Below are 15,230 nucleotides of genomic sequence, written 5' to 3'. Positions count from 1 at the left end.
CAATGGCATGGTTCGAATCGCCGGCGGCCCCCTTCTGGGGTGCCGCCATTGTTGCCGTGCTGGTGGCGCTTATCGCCGGACTGGGTGATCGCCGCCGCAAGCGCCGCGCCGATCTCGATCGTGTGGGGCTGCTCGATTGGCCGACGCTTCAAATGCTCGCGCTGATTGCGGCCGCAATCTTCGTCATTTTGGCGCTTCATGACTAACGGTCCCGCGTTTGTACGTCAGATCGCGGCGCAGATAGACCAACGTGCGATACTCGTCGCGGGGCGTGCTGAAGACGAGGCGGTAATCGGCGCGCAGCGCGGATTTGGCCGCGCTGAAGCTGGCCCGGTTCCAGATGTTCAGCGAGCGTGACGAGGTGACGATCACGGGCGGGTGTGTGGCGATGATGCGCCGGACCTCCGCCGCCTCGTCGATTCCGATCGCGCCCTGCTCGGTCGCGTAGAGCAGCAAATTGGGGAAGACATAGGCGGTCGGCAGGCAGGTATCGGCCAGACGATAGGTGATGGTATCGCCGATCGCGACCCACGGGCATTCGGTGCCGCTGTTCGCCTTGACGATCGCGGCGACTTCGCGTGCGCCTTCGGCATTGCGTGGCTGCATGGCCAGCCTGATCACGAACAACAGCATCGCCAGGCCCAGCGCGCCGACCATGATCCGGGGCGACCGTCCCAGCGCCGGGGCCGCGACCAGCGCGAGCGGCGCGATCAGCGGCAGGGCATAATGATCAAAATAGGCCCCGATCGCGCAAAAGCCGATCAGCGCGGCACCGAGCCAGCCCCAGGCGATGATCGCGCTTTCCCCGGCCAGGCCGAACCGCCGGCGCCAGCGCCAGGAGATTCCGGCGGCCACGATGAGCGGCGATAGCTGCGCGACGATGCCCAGCAGCCGCATCGCGATCTGATCGATCGGATAGCCGGGACGCAGTGCGATCGAGGTGATATTGGCGAACCAGAAGGCCCGCAGCGCGTCCGGCCCGATCCAGGCATAACCGCCGATCGCGAGCAGTGTCGGCAACAACCCCATGCTGATCCAGGCCAGACCGGCGCCGGCTATCACCGGCAGCCTGGCGCCGGCGCGGCGCAGGAACCATAAATGGGCCAGGCCGAAATACATGCCCTCAATCGCCGGCGTGTATTTCATCTGGATTGCGACCCCGCCCAGCAGGCAGGCGATCAATCCATTGCTCAGGATCGCACGCTGTGCACCCGCCTCGGCCAGGGCGGGAAGGCGCAGGGTGAGCAACGCCGCGATGGCGACGAACAGATTGTAGAATACCGGCGATTGCCCACCACGCCCGTTGAGCAGGGACAGCCAGATCAGATAGGCGATCGCCGCCGCCAGCGCGCCGGTCCGCGCAGCGCCGAGCCGCAACGCGCCCCGATCAACCACCCATGCCGTCGCCGCCGCGAATAGGGTCGCTACGATCTGATAGGCGAGAATACCGTCGCCCGGCAGCAGGCGGATCGCGGCGAACAGCAGGAACAGGCCGATCGGCTTGCGGTCCCAGATGTCGATATAGGGTATGTCGCCCTGCAGGATGCGGTCGCCGACCAGCAGGTAGAATTGCTCATCGACATGGATGATGGGATTGCCGAAATCCCATATGCGCAGCGCCAGCGCGACGAGCAACAGCAGCGCCGCCGTTTTCCAGCGCGAGGCGATCGGCAGGACCATGGTCAGTAGAAATGCCGCAGCGTCAGGTTGCGGCGCGTCCCGTCGCACAGGTCGAGCGCAACGACCCGCCCCGGGACACCGATCGACCAGGTCGCAATCGGACTGGATGGATAATTGTCGGGCACTGGCGTTCCATCGATGACGCAGATCATATCGCCGACGTGCCAACCGTCGCGCTCCGCCGGCCCGCCGCGCATCACATGCAGGACTTTCAACCGGTCGCTTTCGGCGGTTACCAGCAGCCCGCTGGTCGATCGCATGGTCGGCGCGCGCGCCTGCGCGCCTGGTGCCAGCACCATATGGCCGGCCTTTGGATCGAGCAGCACGCGATATTTCTGCAGGAAGCCCGACCCGATCCGGCCGGCCATGCCCATGGCGTGGGAAAAGCCGCCTTTCTGTTCGATCTGCACATCAACATAGGGGGCAACCAATGCGCCGGTGCGCAGTTCGGGTACGATGATCAGGTCAGTGACGATCGGCCCGCCCAGGCCGAACGATATGGTCGATGTGCGCGCCGTCGGGACCATCGCAGTGGACGTCCAGGCCTCGGACGACAGAGTGACGCTGTTGCCGTCGCCGGTGTCGACGATCATCGGCCGCAGTCGCCGTCCATTGACCGTCGTCTCGCTGACATAGACCAGCCGGTCGCGCGATACCGTCAGCGGCGCGCTCGCCCCCTTGAACGGCATCCGGCCGGAGGGAAGCAGGCGAAAGCGCCGTGTGTCGTAATCGATGTCGAGCGCATAATCCGCGGTCAGGTCGCGCCCGACCAGCATCTCGATCGGCCTCGCGCTACCCGTCGCGGTCGCGGGCAGGGTGGCAACGCTGATGCTGCCCCCCGTCCGGGTCAGGCCACCCAAAGTGATCGACTGTGTGTCGATCCAGCCCAGCGGGACCATGCCGCCGATCGCATTGGCGCTGCCGCCGCTGCGCACCTTCAATTTGGCCGCATCGACATAGGCGCGCGATAATACCGAGTAGCTGACCCCGGTATCGAGAATCGCGCTGACCGGCTTGCCATCAACCATGAGCGTGAAGCGAATCTGGTTGCCCGGCGTCAAATCGAACGGCACCCACCGCACCTCGGCGTCGCGCGCGAGGATATCGGCGGGTGGCGTGGCTGCAGTCAGCAGCAGCAGCAAGAGGGCAGCGAGACTCCGCATCCGCGCTGCCGTAGCCGCATAAACCACCCAGAGAAAAGGCTTTACGCGCCTAATGTGGGCGCTGTTTACAGACAGGCCTCGAGGAACGCCTGATCGAAGCCGAACTGCCGTGCTTTTTCAAGCGTATAGGGGCGCAAGCCCATCGAGCGATACTCGCCGAGGATCTTGCCGTCAGCGCTTTCGTCGAGATATTCGAACTTGAACAATTCCTGCGTGACGATCACCGGGCCTTCCATGCCGATCACCTCGGTGACATTGGTCACGCGGCGCGAACCGTCGCGCAGACGCTTCACCTGGATGATCAGTTCGACCGAATCGGCGATCTGCCGGCTGATCGCTTCCTTCGGCACCTTGATGTCCGACATCATCACCATGTTTTCCATACGCGCGAGTGCTTCGCGCGGGGAGTTGGCGTGGAGCGTACACATCGAGCCGTCATGGCCGGTATTCATTGCCGCGAGCATGTCGAAACATTCCGCGCCGCGAATTTCGCCCAGGATGATGCGGTCCGGCCGCATACGCAGCGCGTTCTTGACCAGGTCGCGGATCGAGATTTCGCCCTGACCCTCGAGATTGGCGGGCCGCGTTTCGAGCGGCAGCCAGTGCGGCTGCTGCAGGCGAAGTTCGGCCGCGTCCTCGATCGTCAGCACGCGCTCGCCCGGGTCGATCATCTTCGACAGGGCGTTGAGCATGGTCGTCTTGCCCGAACCGGTACCGCCCGAGATGACCACGTTGAAGCGGCTTGCCCCGGCGATCTTCAGCGCGGTGGCCATTTTCGGGCTCATCGACCCGAAACCGGCCATCATGTCGAGCGTGATCGGCTTGGCGGAGAATTTACGAATCGAGATCGCGGTGCCGCGAAGCGACAGCGGCGGCACGATCACGTTAACGCGCGACCCGTCTTTCAGGCGGGCATCGGCTAGCGGCGTGGTCTGGTCGACGCGGCGGCCGACCGAATTGCAGATGCGCTGCGCGATCTGGAACAGATGCTCCTCGTCGCGGAACTGGATGTTGGCGAGAACCAGCTGCCCCTTGCGCTCGACATAGGTCTGCTCCGGGCCGTTGACCATGATGTCGGTGATCGACGGATCGGCGAGCAATTCCTCGAGCGGCCCGAGACCAAGCAGCTCGTCGACCAGCACTTTTTCAAGCGCGAACTGCTCGCGACGATTGAGCGTGAGCTTCAGTTCGGCGAGCACTTCACCGATGATCGGGCGGAATTCTTCGGCCAGTTCATTCTTGTCGAGCGTCGCGGCCGCCTCCGGATCAACGCGCTCGAGCAGGCGCGGCAGCACCTGTTCCTTGATCTTGTGAATCGAGCTTTCGAAACCCTCGACCCGGCTGTTGCCGGCTTCGCCCGAGGCGGACTGGCGGTCGGCGAGGCGCTGCATTGCATCCTGATTGACGCCCGGCATGTTGCCCGCCGGCTGGCCGTCGGTTTCGCCGGGCATGGGCAGGGGCGGGAATTGCTCGCCGCCGATCTCGGGTTCGGCCGGACGTGCCGCGCCGCCCTGCATCGGGCGCGCGACACCGAACGCGGGCCGATTGCTGGTCGTGGACCCTCCTACCCCTGGACGACGCCCAAATGCGCTCATGCCTTAACAATCCCTCATGCTTGGAATGAGATGCTTAATCGCCAAGCTTTGACAATTAGCTAACCGGCGACCCCGGCATTTCCCGTCCGCCGGCCGAACCGCACCAGGCGTGGCAGGTATTGAGACGGCGAGACGGCTTCGCGCGCATAGATCGCACTGGCCAGAATGACCGAGAAAGTGGTGACCGCCGCTCCCGCGAACAGATCGACCAGATAATGCGCGCCGAACAGCGGAGAGGCGGCGAGCATCAGCACATTGGTGACCAGTGCCGCTGTGCGCAAACCGCGCACGGTCCAGGCGGCCCACATGAAGAGGCAGGCCACAACGGCATGGAAACTGGGAAAGGTGATCAGTCCGGTCAACGTCTGCGCGCTCACCTGCCGGAAGCTGCCGTCGCGAAGCCCTTCCAGGAACGCGATATGCTGCTTCAGGATGGTAATGTGAACATCGCCTTCCGGCGGATAGATCACGGTCAATTGCCGCGCGGCCGCGCCGAAATGGCCATAAGCGGAAATCGCCGGGAAGAAGATGAAGATGATGCTGGTCACCGCGAGCGCGATGAACATCGCCAGCAGGAAGACACGCAGCCTGGCGAACTGATTGGCCAGGATCAGCGCCGCGAGGAGCAGCAGCGGCTGCAGGTTGAAGGAGTTATAGGCGAGTTTGAGGATCCAGCAGAGCAGCGGATACTCGTTGATCGTCCTCGCATAGCTGAGCCAGTCGAAACCAATCTTGAGATCGGCGGCATGGAGCTCAGCGTCGCTATAGGCAAAAGGAAAACTGGCCGCACCGGCGGCGTAGGTGATCAACGTGCCCAACGACAACATGGTCAGCAGGATCGCCGCCGCCTCCGCGCTAACGGCAAGCTTGGGCGCGTCGGTGCGATTGCGATAGGCAAACGCGACCCCTGCGCAGACGAAGAGCGGCAGCAGGATCAGCGCGATGCTCAGCAGATCGATCGTCAAGCCGGCGATGATATAGGAAAGGACGAGGACGGCGGCCTGGAACGCCAGCGCGCCATGCAGGATCGATCGTCCGCTTTGCCATAGCTCGGTCCCGCTCATGGGTTCACTTTGCAAAAACGATGTTGAAAATTGGTAAATTCATTTCGAATTCGTTCTGACCGTCAGAGCTCGCCGGGGTAATCCGGCAAGCAGTGACATGCCGGATCCTGCGTGAAGGTTGAATCGTCCTCGCCGGCGACAGGACCAAGGGTGAGCGGGGGGAGATATGGGACACCGGTTGTGTCGTATCTCAGTCCGCTGTCGGGATAAGTCGACTCTCTATAATATTATTATATATCAAATAGTTAATCTATTGATCGCCCGCCGCTCAACATGAGCGACGCGGATTGAACCCATGATGCTTTAGGTGGAATCACCAGGCAGGAACGGGCCGACCGCACGGTTGCGTGCGGTCCGTGGTGCGACCCCGGCGAGCCGGCGGAAATCGCGCGCCATATGCGCCTGATCGGCAAAGCCGCCTTTTGCTGCCTGATCCGCCAGCGTCGTTGGCGCCGCGACCTCCACCATCGCGCGGTGGAAACGGATCAGGCGCAAATAGCCGCGCGGTGTGATGCCGACACTGCGTTCGAACCAGCGCTGCACCGTGCGGTGCGAACAGCCGCTGGCCCGGACGATGTCCTCGACCCGTGTCGCACTCAATACCCGCGATCCGATCGGATGGGGCACAGCTCCCGCGAATGCCGCGGTCACATCGGCCAGGACGCTATCCGGGTTCATTACCAGCGCCCCCGCCTTGCTGTCGGCATTCAGCGCGCTCCAGCCATCGGCAAAATCGGGGCAGGGTGTGCCGCCGAGCATCTCCCACGCCCATGGCCAGAGCCTCAGCCCGAGAAACCCGGCATCACCGCTGATCCGGAACCGCACCGGCACCTGGCTCAGTCCAGTGACGAACAGTGCCGGCTGCTCTTCGCCCCAGATCGAGCGGCCATGCAGCCTATGGATCACCTCAATACAGCCATCGGGTGTCGCATCATGATCGATCCACTCGCCGGGCTCACCGTCACCGGCCATTGTCCAGATCGCCGCGACCAGCCCGGTCAACGCGTCTGGCAGGGGCTGTTCGGCGTAGCGCATCGTGCCATATTCCATGTCGCGTCGGTTCAAGCCAGCCGCAGTGCAACCGTTAGACTGGCAACGACATGTAGGGGAGACGGATGATGCGCCGGATGATCGCGATATGTGCCGCACTGGCTCTGGGTGGCGCCGCCAGCATTGCCGCTGAGCCGGCTGCCAAGGGGCCGCCGGGCTGGCTGGCCGGCTGCTGGATCATGAAGGCGGAGCAGAAATGGGTCGAGGAATGCTGGACGCCGGTGCGTGCCGGCATGATGCTCGGATCGGGCCGCAGCGGGGCAGGGGAGTCGCTCCAGTCGTGGGAAGCCAATCAGATCCTGCCCGACGCCGGCGGCAAGCCGGTCTTCTGGGCCTCACCGCAAGGGGCGGCTCGCGTTGCCTTCCCGATGGTGTCGCAAGGGGCGAGCGAGATCGTCTTCGCCAACCCGGCGCATGATTATCCGCAACGTATCCGCTATTGGCGCGACGGCAAGGCGCTCAACGCAGAAATTTCGCTTGCTGATGGCAGCAAGCCGATGCGCTGGAGCTACACCCCGATGTGATGATGTAGCCGCCCTCCCGATTGGAGAGCGGTGGCGGCGTCAGGCGGCGCGTTCGGCCAGCACGGTCAGCCCATTGGCATTGACCTCGGCGAACCCACCCTCGATCGCAATCGTCTCGGGCTCGCCCTTTTCGGTGCGATAGATCGCCAGCGCGCCGTCGCGGATCGTCGACATGACCGGCGCATGGCCTTCGAGCACGCCGAAGTCGCCCTCGGTGCCGGGGACGACGACCATATACACGTCCTCCGAGCGGACGAGCTTTTCAGGGGTGACGAGTTCGAAGTGCAGGGGCATCACAAAAGTCTTTCTAGTTCAGATACGTAATCGTGGTGGCCGGATGGCCGCCAAATTCGCCGCCCGCATCCGCCATGATCACCGCAAAAGAACTGGCGGGTGATTTCCGCGATACTTTGAGGATCATCGTGCCGTCGCCCAGAGATGCTGGCGGGCTGACGCCGTAGCCTAGTTTGCCCGCTTCGGTTAGCATCTCGCCAACACGTTCCCTGTTGTCCGGCCCTCCGAACCAAACTCCGCAGGACGGGTTATTCCCGCCATGACCGGCGATCACGATTTTGGTCGCACCTTCGCCCGTCTCCGCGCGCGGGATTCTCCCGCCCGGCGTGTCGCGCGGTGGTGTGCCCTTGTAGCCGATTGCGGCTAGTTGAGTTGGATCGTCGAGCGACACGTTGCCCGCGAGAATTTTGGGACAAAGGTCGAACACGGCGCGCTTAACATCGACCGCGCGATCCGGTGGCGGCGCGTCTTGCGCCGCAACCAGGGTTGATGCGAGTGCAGCGATCAAGATTGGGCGGCCCAACGCCATGCTTAAGCGTCCTGCGCCATCTTCTCGGCCTTGGCGACCGCTTCCTCGATGCCACCGACCATGTAGAAGGCGCTCTCAGGCAGATGGTCATATTCGCCATCGACCACGGCCTTGAAGCTCTTCACCGTGTCTTCGATCTGCACGAACTTGCCCGGGATGTTGGTGAACACCTCGGCGACGTGGAACGGCTGGCTCAGGAAGCGCTGGATCTTCCGCGCGCGGCTGACGGTACGCTTATCGTCTTCCGACAGCTCGTCCATGCCGAGAATGGCGATGATGTCCTGCAGCGACTTGTAGCGCTGCAGCGTCTCCTGGACGCGGCGGGCCGTGTCGTAATGCTCCTGGCCGACGATCGCCGGGGTCAGCACGCGCGACGTGGAGTCGAGCGGATCGACCGCCGGGTAGATGCCCAGTTCGGAAATGGCGCGGTTGAGGTTGGTCGTCGCGTCCAAGTGAGCGAACGAGGTGGCCGGCGCCGGATCGGTCAAATCGTCGGCCGGCACGTAGATCGCCTGCACCGAGGTGATCGAACCCTTGTTGGTCGAGGTGATGCGCTCCTGCAGCGCGCCCATGTCGGTCGACAGGGTCGGCTGATAGCCCACCGCCGACGGGATACGGCCGAGCAGTGCCGACACTTCCGAGCCCGCCTGGGTGAAGCGGAAGATGTTGTCGACGAAGAACAGCACGTCCTGGCCTTCGACGTCGCGGAAATATTCCGCGATGGTCAGGCCCGACAGCGCGACGCGCGCGCGGGCGCCGGGCGGCTCGTTCATCTGGCCGAACACCAGTGCCACCTTCGACCCTTCCGGGGTCGGGTTGCCGTCGGCGTCCTTGGCGATAACGCCCGCGTCGAGGAATTCGTGGTACAGATCGTTACCCTCGCGGGTGCGCTCGCCGACGCCGGCGAACACCGAGGTGCCGCCATGGCCCTTGGCGATGTTGTTGATCAGTTCCTGGATCAGCACGGTCTTGCCCACGCCGGCGCCGCCGAACAGGCCGATCTTGCCGCCCTTCGCATAAGGCGCAAGCAGATCGATAACCTTGATGCCGGTAACCAGGATCGCGCTCTCGGTCGACTGATCGACGAACAAAGGCGCCGGTGCGTGGATCGGCATCGTGTCGGTGTGGCCGACCGGGCCGCGCTCGTCGATCGGCTCGCCGATCACGTTGAGGATGCGGCCGAGCGTCTTCGGGCCGACCGGCACGCGGATCTGCGAGCCGGTGTCGGTCACCGCCTGGCCGCGGGTCAGACCCTCGGTCGAGTCCATCGCGATCGCGCGGACCGTGTTCTCGCCGAGATGCTGAGCGACTTCGAGCACCAGACGGTTGCCGTTATTGTCGGTCTCAAGCGCCGAGAGAATGGCGGGCAGCTTGTCCTGCTCGAAGGTCACGTCGACGACGGCGCCGATGACCTGGCTGATGCGGCCAACATTGCTGCCCGATGCGACCGATGCCGTCGAAGCGGTCGGTGCAGCGGCCTTGGTCGCGCGCGGCTTGCGGGCGGGCTTCTCGGCGGTAGGGGCGGTTGCCATCTTCTCTTCCTCGTATCGAATTACTTGAGCGCTTCAGCGCCGGAGATGATTTCCACCAGCTCGGTCGTGATCGCGGCCTGGCGGGTGCGGTTGTACTGGATCGTAAGGCGATTGATCATGTCGCCGGCATTGCGCGTGGCATTGTCCATCGCGGTCATGCGGCTGCCCTGTTCCGACGCGGCGTTTTCGAGCAGCGCACCGAACACCTGGATCGCCACGTTGCGCGGCAGCAGATCGGCGAGGATCGATTCCTCATCGGGCTCGTACGTCACGGCGGCACCGCCATCGGCGACCGGCGCCGCATCGGTGTCGATCGCGACCGGAATGATCTGGCGGCCGGCGGCTTCCTGCACCAGCGCCGACTGAAACTTGGCGTAGAACAGATGGGCGATGTCGAACTCGCCCGCCTCGAAGCGAGCGATCACATCGTCAGCGACGGCGCGCGCATCGGAAAACGCGACATTCTTGATCTGACCCTGCTCATGATCGTGCAGGATCATCGTCGGATAGAAGCGGCGCAGCACGCGGCCCTTCTTGCCGGCGAGGTAGAATTTCACCGTCTTGCCCTGGGCGATCAACTCCTCGGCCTTGCGGCGCGCGGCGCGGACGATGTTCGAATTGAACGCGCCGGCCAGACCCCGTTCGGAGGTCGCGACGATCAGCAGATGAACCTGATCCTTGCCGGTGCCGGCGAGCAGCTTGGGCGAGGATTCGCTCACGCTGACCTTCGACGCCAGGCTGGCCATCACGCGCTCCAGCCGTTCGGCATAGGGACGCGCGGCGACCGCCGCTTCCTGCGCACGGCGCAGTTTCGCGGCGGCGACCATCTTCATCGCCTTGGTGATCTTCTGCGTCGACTTCACTGAGCCGATGCGGAGCTTGAGAGCTTTCAAACTAGCCATTGGCTTATTGAGTCTTCCGTTCAGAAATGAGTTTTTTCAGCCGTGGTTCGATCACGATTTGGCCTGCTGCCAAGTGAGCTAAGCAAGCCCCGATGAACCACACTCCGGAGGTGCTCGAAAAACCGCTCGAGAGAGCCGAGATGATAAAGGCCGCCCAAAGCGCCATGCCCAGCAAATGCCAGGCCACAAGCGTCAAACGGGGGCTCATCCCAATCACGCGAACGTTTTGCCGAACGCCGCGAGCGCGCTCTTCAGCGCCTCGGTCGTTTCCTTCGACAGGTCGCGCTTCTCGCGGATATCGGTCAGGACGGCCGCATGATTGGCGCGCAGATCGGCGAGCATCGCCTGCTCGTAGCGAACCACGGCATCGACCGGCACGGTGTCGAGATAGCCGTTGGTGCCGGCGAAGATCGACGCGGTCTGCTCCTCGAACGGCATTGGCTGATACTGGGCCTGCTTGAGCAGCTCGGTCAGGCGCGCGCCGCGGTTGAGCAGCTTCTGCGTCGAGGCGTCCAGATCCGAGCCGAACTGCGCGAACGCGGCCATTTCACGGTACTGGGCGAGCTCGAGCTTGATCGAGCCCGACACCTTCTTCATCGCCTTGGTCTGCGCGGCGGAACCGACGCGGCTGACCGAAAGGCCGACGTTGATCGCGGGACGGATGCCGGCGAAGAACAGGTCGGTTTCGAGGAAGATCTGACCGTCGGTGATCGAGATCACGTTGGTCGGAATGTACGCCGACACGTCGCCCGCCTGGGTTTCGATGATCGGCAGCGCGGTGAGCGAGCCCGAACCATTGTCCGCGTTCATCTTCGCGGCGCGCTCGAGCAGGCGCGAGTGGAGATAGAACACGTCGCCGGGATAGGCTTCGCGGCCCGGCGGGCGGCGCAGCAGCAGCGACATCTGGCGGTACGCGACCGCCTGCTTCGACAGATCGTCATAGACGATCAGCGCGTGCATGCCATTGTCGCGGAAATATTCGCCCATCGCGCAGCCGGTATAGGGTGCGAGGAACTGCAGCGGGGCCGGCTCCGACGCGGTGGCGGCGACGACGATCGAATATTCCATCGCGCCGGCTTCTTCGAGCGCGCGGACGATCTGCGCGACGGTCGAGCGCTTCTGGCCGACCGCGACATAGATGCAATAGAGCTTCTGGCTCTCGTCGGTGCCCTGATGCGCGGCCTTCTGGTTGATGAAGGTGTCGATCGCGACGGCGGTCTTGCCGGTCTGGCGATCGCCGATGATCAGCTCGCGCTGGCCGCGGCCGACGGGGACCAGCGCGTCGATCGCCTTCAGGCCGGTCTGCACCGGCTCGTTGACGCCCTGGCGCGGGATGATGCCCGGCGCCTTGACTTCGACGCGGCTGCGCAGGTCGCTGACGATCGGGCCCTTGCCGTCGATCGGGTTGCCGAGACCATCGACAACGCGGCCGAGCAGGCCCTTGCCGACGGGAACGTCGACGATCGTGCCGGTGCGCTTGACGACGTCGCCTTCCTTGATCTCCGAATCGGTGCCGAAGATCACGACGCCGACATTGTCGGCCTCGAGGTTGAGCGCCATGCCCTGCACGCCATTGGAGAACTCGACCATTTCGCCCGCCTGGACGTTGTCGAGCCCGTGAATGCGCGCAATGCCGTCGCCGACCGACAGCACGCGGCCGGTTTCGGAAACTTGTGCCTCGGAGCCGAACGAAGCGATCTGGTCCTTGATGACCTTCGAAATTTCAGCGGCGCGGATATCCATGGGTCAGCCTTTCATCGCGTGCGCGAGAGTATTGAGACGGGTCTTGATCGACGAATCGATCATCTGCGAACCGATCTTCACGACCAGCCCGCCAAGCAGGGATGGATCGACCGACAGGTCGACCGAAACGTCACGTCCGACACGGGCGCGCAGCTGATCCTTCAGCGCGTCGACCTGATCGTCGGTCAGCGGGTGGGCGGAGACGACCTCTGCGGTCGTTTCGCCACGATGATTCGCCGCGAGTGCGCGGAACGAACGGATGATTGCGGGCAATTCGCCGAGGCGGCGATTCTGCGCCAGCACGCCGAGGAATTTCTTGGTCGTGTCGTCAACGTCGATCACGTCGGCCGCGGCGGCAACGCCCTTGCCGGCATTGATCCGCGACAGCAGCGGGTTGGTGGTCAGCCGTGCAAAATCGTCCGACTGGTCGAGTGCAGCGCGGACGCGACCCAGGCTTGCCTCGACCGCGTCGATTGCCTTGCCGTCACGCGCGAGCTCGAACAATGCGGTCGCATAACGTCCGCTTAAGCTCGCTTGTATGCCGCCGGATGTCTCCACGGAGTCGAATTCCTCGTTGGAACGGGTTTCAGGCCATATGAAAAGAGGGCCGGAATCGGCCCCCCATATGGGTCGCCGCGCGGTTAGCATTGGGTTCCCGCAGATGCAAGTTCGACCTTAACTGCACATGGGTCTGCCGCTTGCTGTGGCGGTCGATTGTCCGGTGACGATGTCGCGGGCGATCTTGTCTGCGCGCCTGCTTGTCTCGGGATCATCGGGTGATCCGGCTGTCAGCGCATCTTCGAAAGTCTTTGCCTCGCCCGGTGTGCAGAGAATCACTTCAGGCGGATGACTGACCGCGGCATGATAGTAAGTCGTCACACTCTTCCCTTCGCCTTCCTCCGACCAGATTCGGTCGGTGGTCCACGTCGGATGGCACAGAGACTCCGATTCCGTGGCCTTCTTGCTGGCGATCGCTTTCTCGAACGATGCCCAGCACGCGGGCTTGCCCTTTGGCCCGTCGCGCCGCTCGCACAGGCACGCCCGCTCCGCCTTCGCGGTGAGCGTGGCGATCTCATTTTCCGATGTACGTGTATTGGCGGTGCAGCCGCCTATTAGAACGACGAGCGGGAGCGTCAGAGGGATCCTCGCGACTATGGTCTGTCGAATAGGCATGTCTTGAGCCCCCCGTTTACGGGGAGCATGACGATTGTCCTCCGGGTCATCAAGCGGCGCGCCGGCCTGTCCCGGTGGTCGGTACCGGGACACCGAACTTAATGCTGCATTTCATTAAAGTGTAACAAACTCTTAACCATCTGTTGGTGTCTGGCGGATCATAGGGCGGGCATGAACCGACCGCATCTCCCCGCCGCGCAATTCCTCCTTTTCCGGTCGTTTTCCGGGCCAGTTGCGCGCCTGTCCGCGCGCTGGAGAGGGAGCTCCGGCAGCATCCGGACGCAATTGCGCCAGATCGTCTGGGCCTTGCTCGCGATCCAGGCGCTGCTCGCGATGGCGCTGCTTGGCACGACGCTCGGTACCAGCGGCGGGGTCCGCGCGCTGATTCTCGACCGGCTTTATCCGATCGGCGAGCTGCAGCGCGTCAACAGCTCCTACGCCACGGCATTGCTGACCGCACACAAGGTGCAGAGCGGCAATCTGTCGGCCGCCGGTGCGATCGGCGCGATCGAGGCCGCGCGCTCGGATATCAGGACAAGCTGGCAGTCGTTTCGCGACCGCCCGCTCGATGCCCGCCACGCCGACAAGGTCGCCCGGGTCGAAGGCGCGCGCGTCGGCGCGAATCTCGCGATCGACCGGCTGCTGCAGATGCTGCGCGACAATCGTCTCGAACAGCTCGATTTCTTCGTCAGCGGCGCGCTCTATGCCGCGATCGATCCGATGACGGTGGCCAGCGATTCGCTGATCACCCAGCTGCGCGAGGATGCCTTGCGCGAACGTGCCGCGCTCGAACGCGGCTTTGCCCTGGCTTATGTCATCGTGGCGCTGGTTACGATCCTCGCGACGCTGACGGCATTCTGGGGAATGCGCATGCTCAAGCAGCGGGTCGAAGGGCCGCTGGCGCAAATCGCCGCGGCAACGCGCGCCATCACGCTCGACCGCGACGATAGCGACATTCCCGGGCTCGATCGTACCGACGAAATTGGCGAGATCGCGCGTGCGCTTGCCTTTGCCCGCACCCGCTCGGGCGAGGCGCGCCGACTGAGCGAGGAATCGCGCCGCAGCGCCGAAGCGCTGCACCGTGCGCAGGTCGAGGAACATGCGGCGCGCGCCAGGCGGGCTGCGCTGCTTGAGGCGCTGTTCACCGCCTTCGAACAGCAAGCCGGGGCCGTGGTCACTCAGCTCGCCTCGGCCGGGCCGGCGCTGCGTGAGACTGCGGGGGTCATGTCGGGCGAGGCCGGCACGACCGAGCATCATGCGCTTGCCACCGCAGCGCTTGCCGAACAAAGCGCGATGAGCGCGCGGACCATCGCGCAGTCGGGCACTGCCCTGACCGCCGCAATCGAGCATATCAGCGAGGAAGCGCAGGAATCACGCGCCGGGGTGGGCGCGTTGCGGATGCGGACCATCGCCGGCCGCGACCATGCCGAATCGCTCGGCGCGCTGGTCAATGAGATTGCCGACGTCCTCGACCTGATCGCCGATGTCGCCGGCCAGACCAATTTGCTGGCCCTGAACGCCACGATCGAAGCGGCACGCGCCGGCGACGCCGGGCGCGGCTTCGCGGTCGTCGCCGAGGAAGTGAAGGGCCTGGCCCGCCAGACTCAACTCGCCGCCGGCCGGATCGAATCGCGCCTGGCCGCGGTGCGATCGGCCAGCGATACGGTGCTGGCGACGATCCAGTCGGTCGATGGCCTGGTCGCCGATCTCGACCGTTCGGCGGCGAATGTCGCGGGCGCGGTCGAACAGCAGCGCGACATGACTCGGCGTATCGCCCTGGCGATTGAAGAGGTCGAGGACGGCACCGCCGACGCGGCCGCCAATATGCAGGTGCTGCGCGAACGTGCCCAACGCTCGCGGCGCAGCGCGGAAAATGTCGCCACCACGGCGGAAGGGGTGGCCGGCGGGGTCGAGAGGCTGCGTGGCCAGATCAATCGCCTCATTGCGGATGTTCGCGCGGCTTGATCTCCACTTTCCACAC

The 15,230-nt window shown here is 64.3% G+C and carries 15 protein-coding genes; 3 read left to right on the top strand and 12 right to left on the bottom strand.

Going from position 1 to position 15,230, the window contains the following annotated elements:
- Nucleotides 1-2 precede the first annotated feature (2 nt).
- On the top strand, nucleotides 3-206 hold the full coding sequence (locus tag ACRECS_RS10815) for a hypothetical protein (RefSeq protein ID WP_431582974.1): 204 nt from the start codon (nucleotides 3-5) through the stop codon (nucleotides 204-206).
- Here the strand turns inward: ACRECS_RS10815 and ACRECS_RS10810 are convergent.
- The 5 genes from ACRECS_RS10810 to ACRECS_RS10790 form a co-directional block, all read right to left on the bottom strand.
- Nucleotides 184-1,680, bottom strand: a complete 1,497-nt coding sequence (locus ACRECS_RS10810) for a hypothetical protein (RefSeq protein WP_431582973.1) — start codon at nucleotides 1,678-1,680, stop codon at nucleotides 184-186. The two genes, ACRECS_RS10815 and ACRECS_RS10810, sit on opposite strands and share 23 nt — an antisense overlap.
- A 2-nt stretch (nucleotides 1,681-1,682) precedes the next feature.
- Nucleotides 1,683-2,843: an aspartyl protease family protein gene (locus ACRECS_RS10805; protein ID WP_431582972.1), complete on the bottom strand. Its 1,161-nt coding sequence runs from the start codon at nucleotides 2,841-2,843 to the stop codon at nucleotides 1,683-1,685.
- A gap of 65 nt (nucleotides 2,844-2,908) precedes the next feature.
- Entirely contained in the window at nucleotides 2,909-4,438 is a 1,530-nt protein-coding gene (locus ACRECS_RS10800; protein ID WP_431582971.1) for a CpaF family protein, read from the bottom strand.
- A gap of 59 nt (nucleotides 4,439-4,497) precedes the next feature.
- A complete protein-coding gene (locus ACRECS_RS10795) occupies nucleotides 4,498-5,502 on the bottom strand; it encodes a phosphatase PAP2 family protein (protein WP_431582970.1) in 1,005 nt (334 codons plus the stop codon).
- A gap of 303 nt (nucleotides 5,503-5,805) precedes the next feature.
- Nucleotides 5,806-6,567 carry a helix-turn-helix domain-containing protein gene (locus tag ACRECS_RS10790; protein ID WP_431582969.1) on the bottom strand — a complete coding sequence of 254 codons (762 nt, stop codon included), beginning with the start codon at nucleotides 6,565-6,567 and terminating at the stop codon, nucleotides 5,806-5,808.
- A gap of 53 nt (nucleotides 6,568-6,620) precedes the next feature.
- On the opposite strand from ACRECS_RS10790, the gene ACRECS_RS10785 reads away from it, so the two are divergent.
- Nucleotides 6,621-7,076 carry a DUF6265 family protein gene (locus ACRECS_RS10785; protein WP_431582968.1) on the top strand — a complete coding sequence of 152 codons (456 nt, stop codon included), beginning with the start codon at nucleotides 6,621-6,623 and terminating at the stop codon, nucleotides 7,074-7,076.
- Nucleotides 7,077-7,115: 39 nt separating this feature from the next.
- Here the strand turns inward: ACRECS_RS10785 and ACRECS_RS10780 are convergent, their stop codons facing one another.
- The 7 genes from ACRECS_RS10780 to ACRECS_RS10750 all read right to left on the bottom strand — a co-directional run bounded on the left by ACRECS_RS10780 (nucleotide 7,116) and on the right by ACRECS_RS10750 (nucleotide 13,249).
- Entirely contained in the window at nucleotides 7,116-7,370 is a 255-nt protein-coding gene (locus ACRECS_RS10780; protein WP_431582967.1) for an ATP synthase F1 subunit epsilon, read from the bottom strand.
- 13 nt (nucleotides 7,371-7,383) lie between these two features.
- Nucleotides 7,384-7,899 (bottom strand): hypothetical protein, encoded by a 516-nt coding sequence (locus ACRECS_RS10775; RefSeq protein WP_431582966.1) that lies wholly within the window; start codon nucleotides 7,897-7,899, stop codon nucleotides 7,384-7,386.
- Nucleotides 7,900-7,901: 2 nt separating this feature from the next.
- Nucleotides 7,902-9,431, bottom strand: coding sequence for a F0F1 ATP synthase subunit beta (atpD, locus tag ACRECS_RS10770; RefSeq protein WP_431582965.1), 1,530 nt, complete (start codon nucleotides 9,429-9,431; stop codon nucleotides 7,902-7,904).
- 20 nt (nucleotides 9,432-9,451) lie between these two features.
- Complete coding sequence (locus ACRECS_RS10765; RefSeq protein WP_431582964.1) at nucleotides 9,452-10,333, bottom strand: F0F1 ATP synthase subunit gamma; 882 nt, start codon at nucleotides 10,331-10,333, stop codon at nucleotides 9,452-9,454.
- A 213-nt stretch (nucleotides 10,334-10,546) separates the two neighbouring features.
- Nucleotides 10,547-12,076: a F0F1 ATP synthase subunit alpha gene (gene atpA, locus ACRECS_RS10760; protein WP_431582963.1), complete on the bottom strand. Its 1,530-nt coding sequence runs from the start codon at nucleotides 12,074-12,076 to the stop codon at nucleotides 10,547-10,549.
- A 3-nt stretch (nucleotides 12,077-12,079) separates the two neighbouring features.
- Nucleotides 12,080-12,634: a F0F1 ATP synthase subunit delta gene (locus ACRECS_RS10755; protein ID WP_431582962.1), complete on the bottom strand. Its 555-nt coding sequence runs from the start codon at nucleotides 12,632-12,634 to the stop codon at nucleotides 12,080-12,082.
- Between the two features lie 117 nt (nucleotides 12,635-12,751).
- Complete coding sequence (locus tag ACRECS_RS10750; RefSeq protein ID WP_431582961.1) at nucleotides 12,752-13,249, bottom strand: hypothetical protein; 498 nt, start codon at nucleotides 13,247-13,249, stop codon at nucleotides 12,752-12,754.
- 171 nt (nucleotides 13,250-13,420) lie between these two features.
- Between ACRECS_RS10750 and ACRECS_RS10745 the strand changes: the two genes are divergently transcribed.
- A complete protein-coding gene (locus tag ACRECS_RS10745) occupies nucleotides 13,421-15,214 on the top strand; it encodes a methyl-accepting chemotaxis protein (RefSeq protein ID WP_431582960.1) in 1,794 nt (597 codons plus the stop codon).
- The last annotated feature ends 16 nt before the right edge of the window (nucleotides 15,215-15,230 follow it).

Source organism: Sphingomonas sp., assembly GCF_050725575.1.
Taxonomy (GTDB): domain Bacteria; phylum Pseudomonadota; class Alphaproteobacteria; order Sphingomonadales; family Sphingomonadaceae; genus Sphingomonas.
Note: the sequence above shows the minus strand (reverse complement) of the source record. Positions and strands in the feature narration are given on the sequence as shown.

Bases quoted from the DNA above. Each gene is read 5' to 3' on its own strand.
- ACRECS_RS10815 (WP_431582974.1), top strand. From the start codon at position 3: ATGGCATGGTTCGAATCGCCGGCGGCCCCCTTCTGGGGTGCCGCCATT.
- ACRECS_RS10810 (WP_431582973.1), bottom strand. From the start codon at position 1,680: ATGGTCCTGCCGATCGCCTCGCGCTGGAAAACGGCGGCGCTGCTGTTG.
- ACRECS_RS10805 (WP_431582972.1), bottom strand. From the start codon at position 2,843: ATGCGGAGTCTCGCTGCCCTCTTGCTGCTGCTGCTGACTGCAGCCACG.
- ACRECS_RS10800 (WP_431582971.1), bottom strand. From the start codon at position 4,438: ATGAGCGCATTTGGGCGTCGTCCAGGGGTAGGAGGGTCCACGACCAGC.
- ACRECS_RS10795 (WP_431582970.1), bottom strand. From the start codon at position 5,502: ATGAGCGGGACCGAGCTATGGCAAAGCGGACGATCGATCCTGCATGGC.
- ACRECS_RS10785 (WP_431582968.1), top strand. From the start codon at position 6,621: ATGCGCCGGATGATCGCGATATGTGCCGCACTGGCTCTGGGTGGCGCC.
- ACRECS_RS10780 (WP_431582967.1), bottom strand. From the start codon at position 7,370: ATGCCCCTGCACTTCGAACTCGTCACCCCTGAAAAGCTCGTCCGCTCG.
- ACRECS_RS10775 (WP_431582966.1), bottom strand. From the start codon at position 7,899: ATGGCGTTGGGCCGCCCAATCTTGATCGCTGCACTCGCATCAACCCTG.
- atpD (WP_431582965.1), bottom strand. From the start codon at position 9,431: ATGGCAACCGCCCCTACCGCCGAGAAGCCCGCCCGCAAGCCGCGCGCG.
- ACRECS_RS10765 (WP_431582964.1), bottom strand. From the start codon at position 10,333: ATGGCTAGTTTGAAAGCTCTCAAGCTCCGCATCGGCTCAGTGAAGTCG.
- atpA (WP_431582963.1), bottom strand. From the start codon at position 12,076: ATGGATATCCGCGCCGCTGAAATTTCGAAGGTCATCAAGGACCAGATC.
- ACRECS_RS10750 (WP_431582961.1), bottom strand. From the start codon at position 13,249: ATGCCTATTCGACAGACCATAGTCGCGAGGATCCCTCTGACGCTCCCG.
- ACRECS_RS10745 (WP_431582960.1), top strand. From the start codon at position 13,421: ATGAACCGACCGCATCTCCCCGCCGCGCAATTCCTCCTTTTCCGGTCG.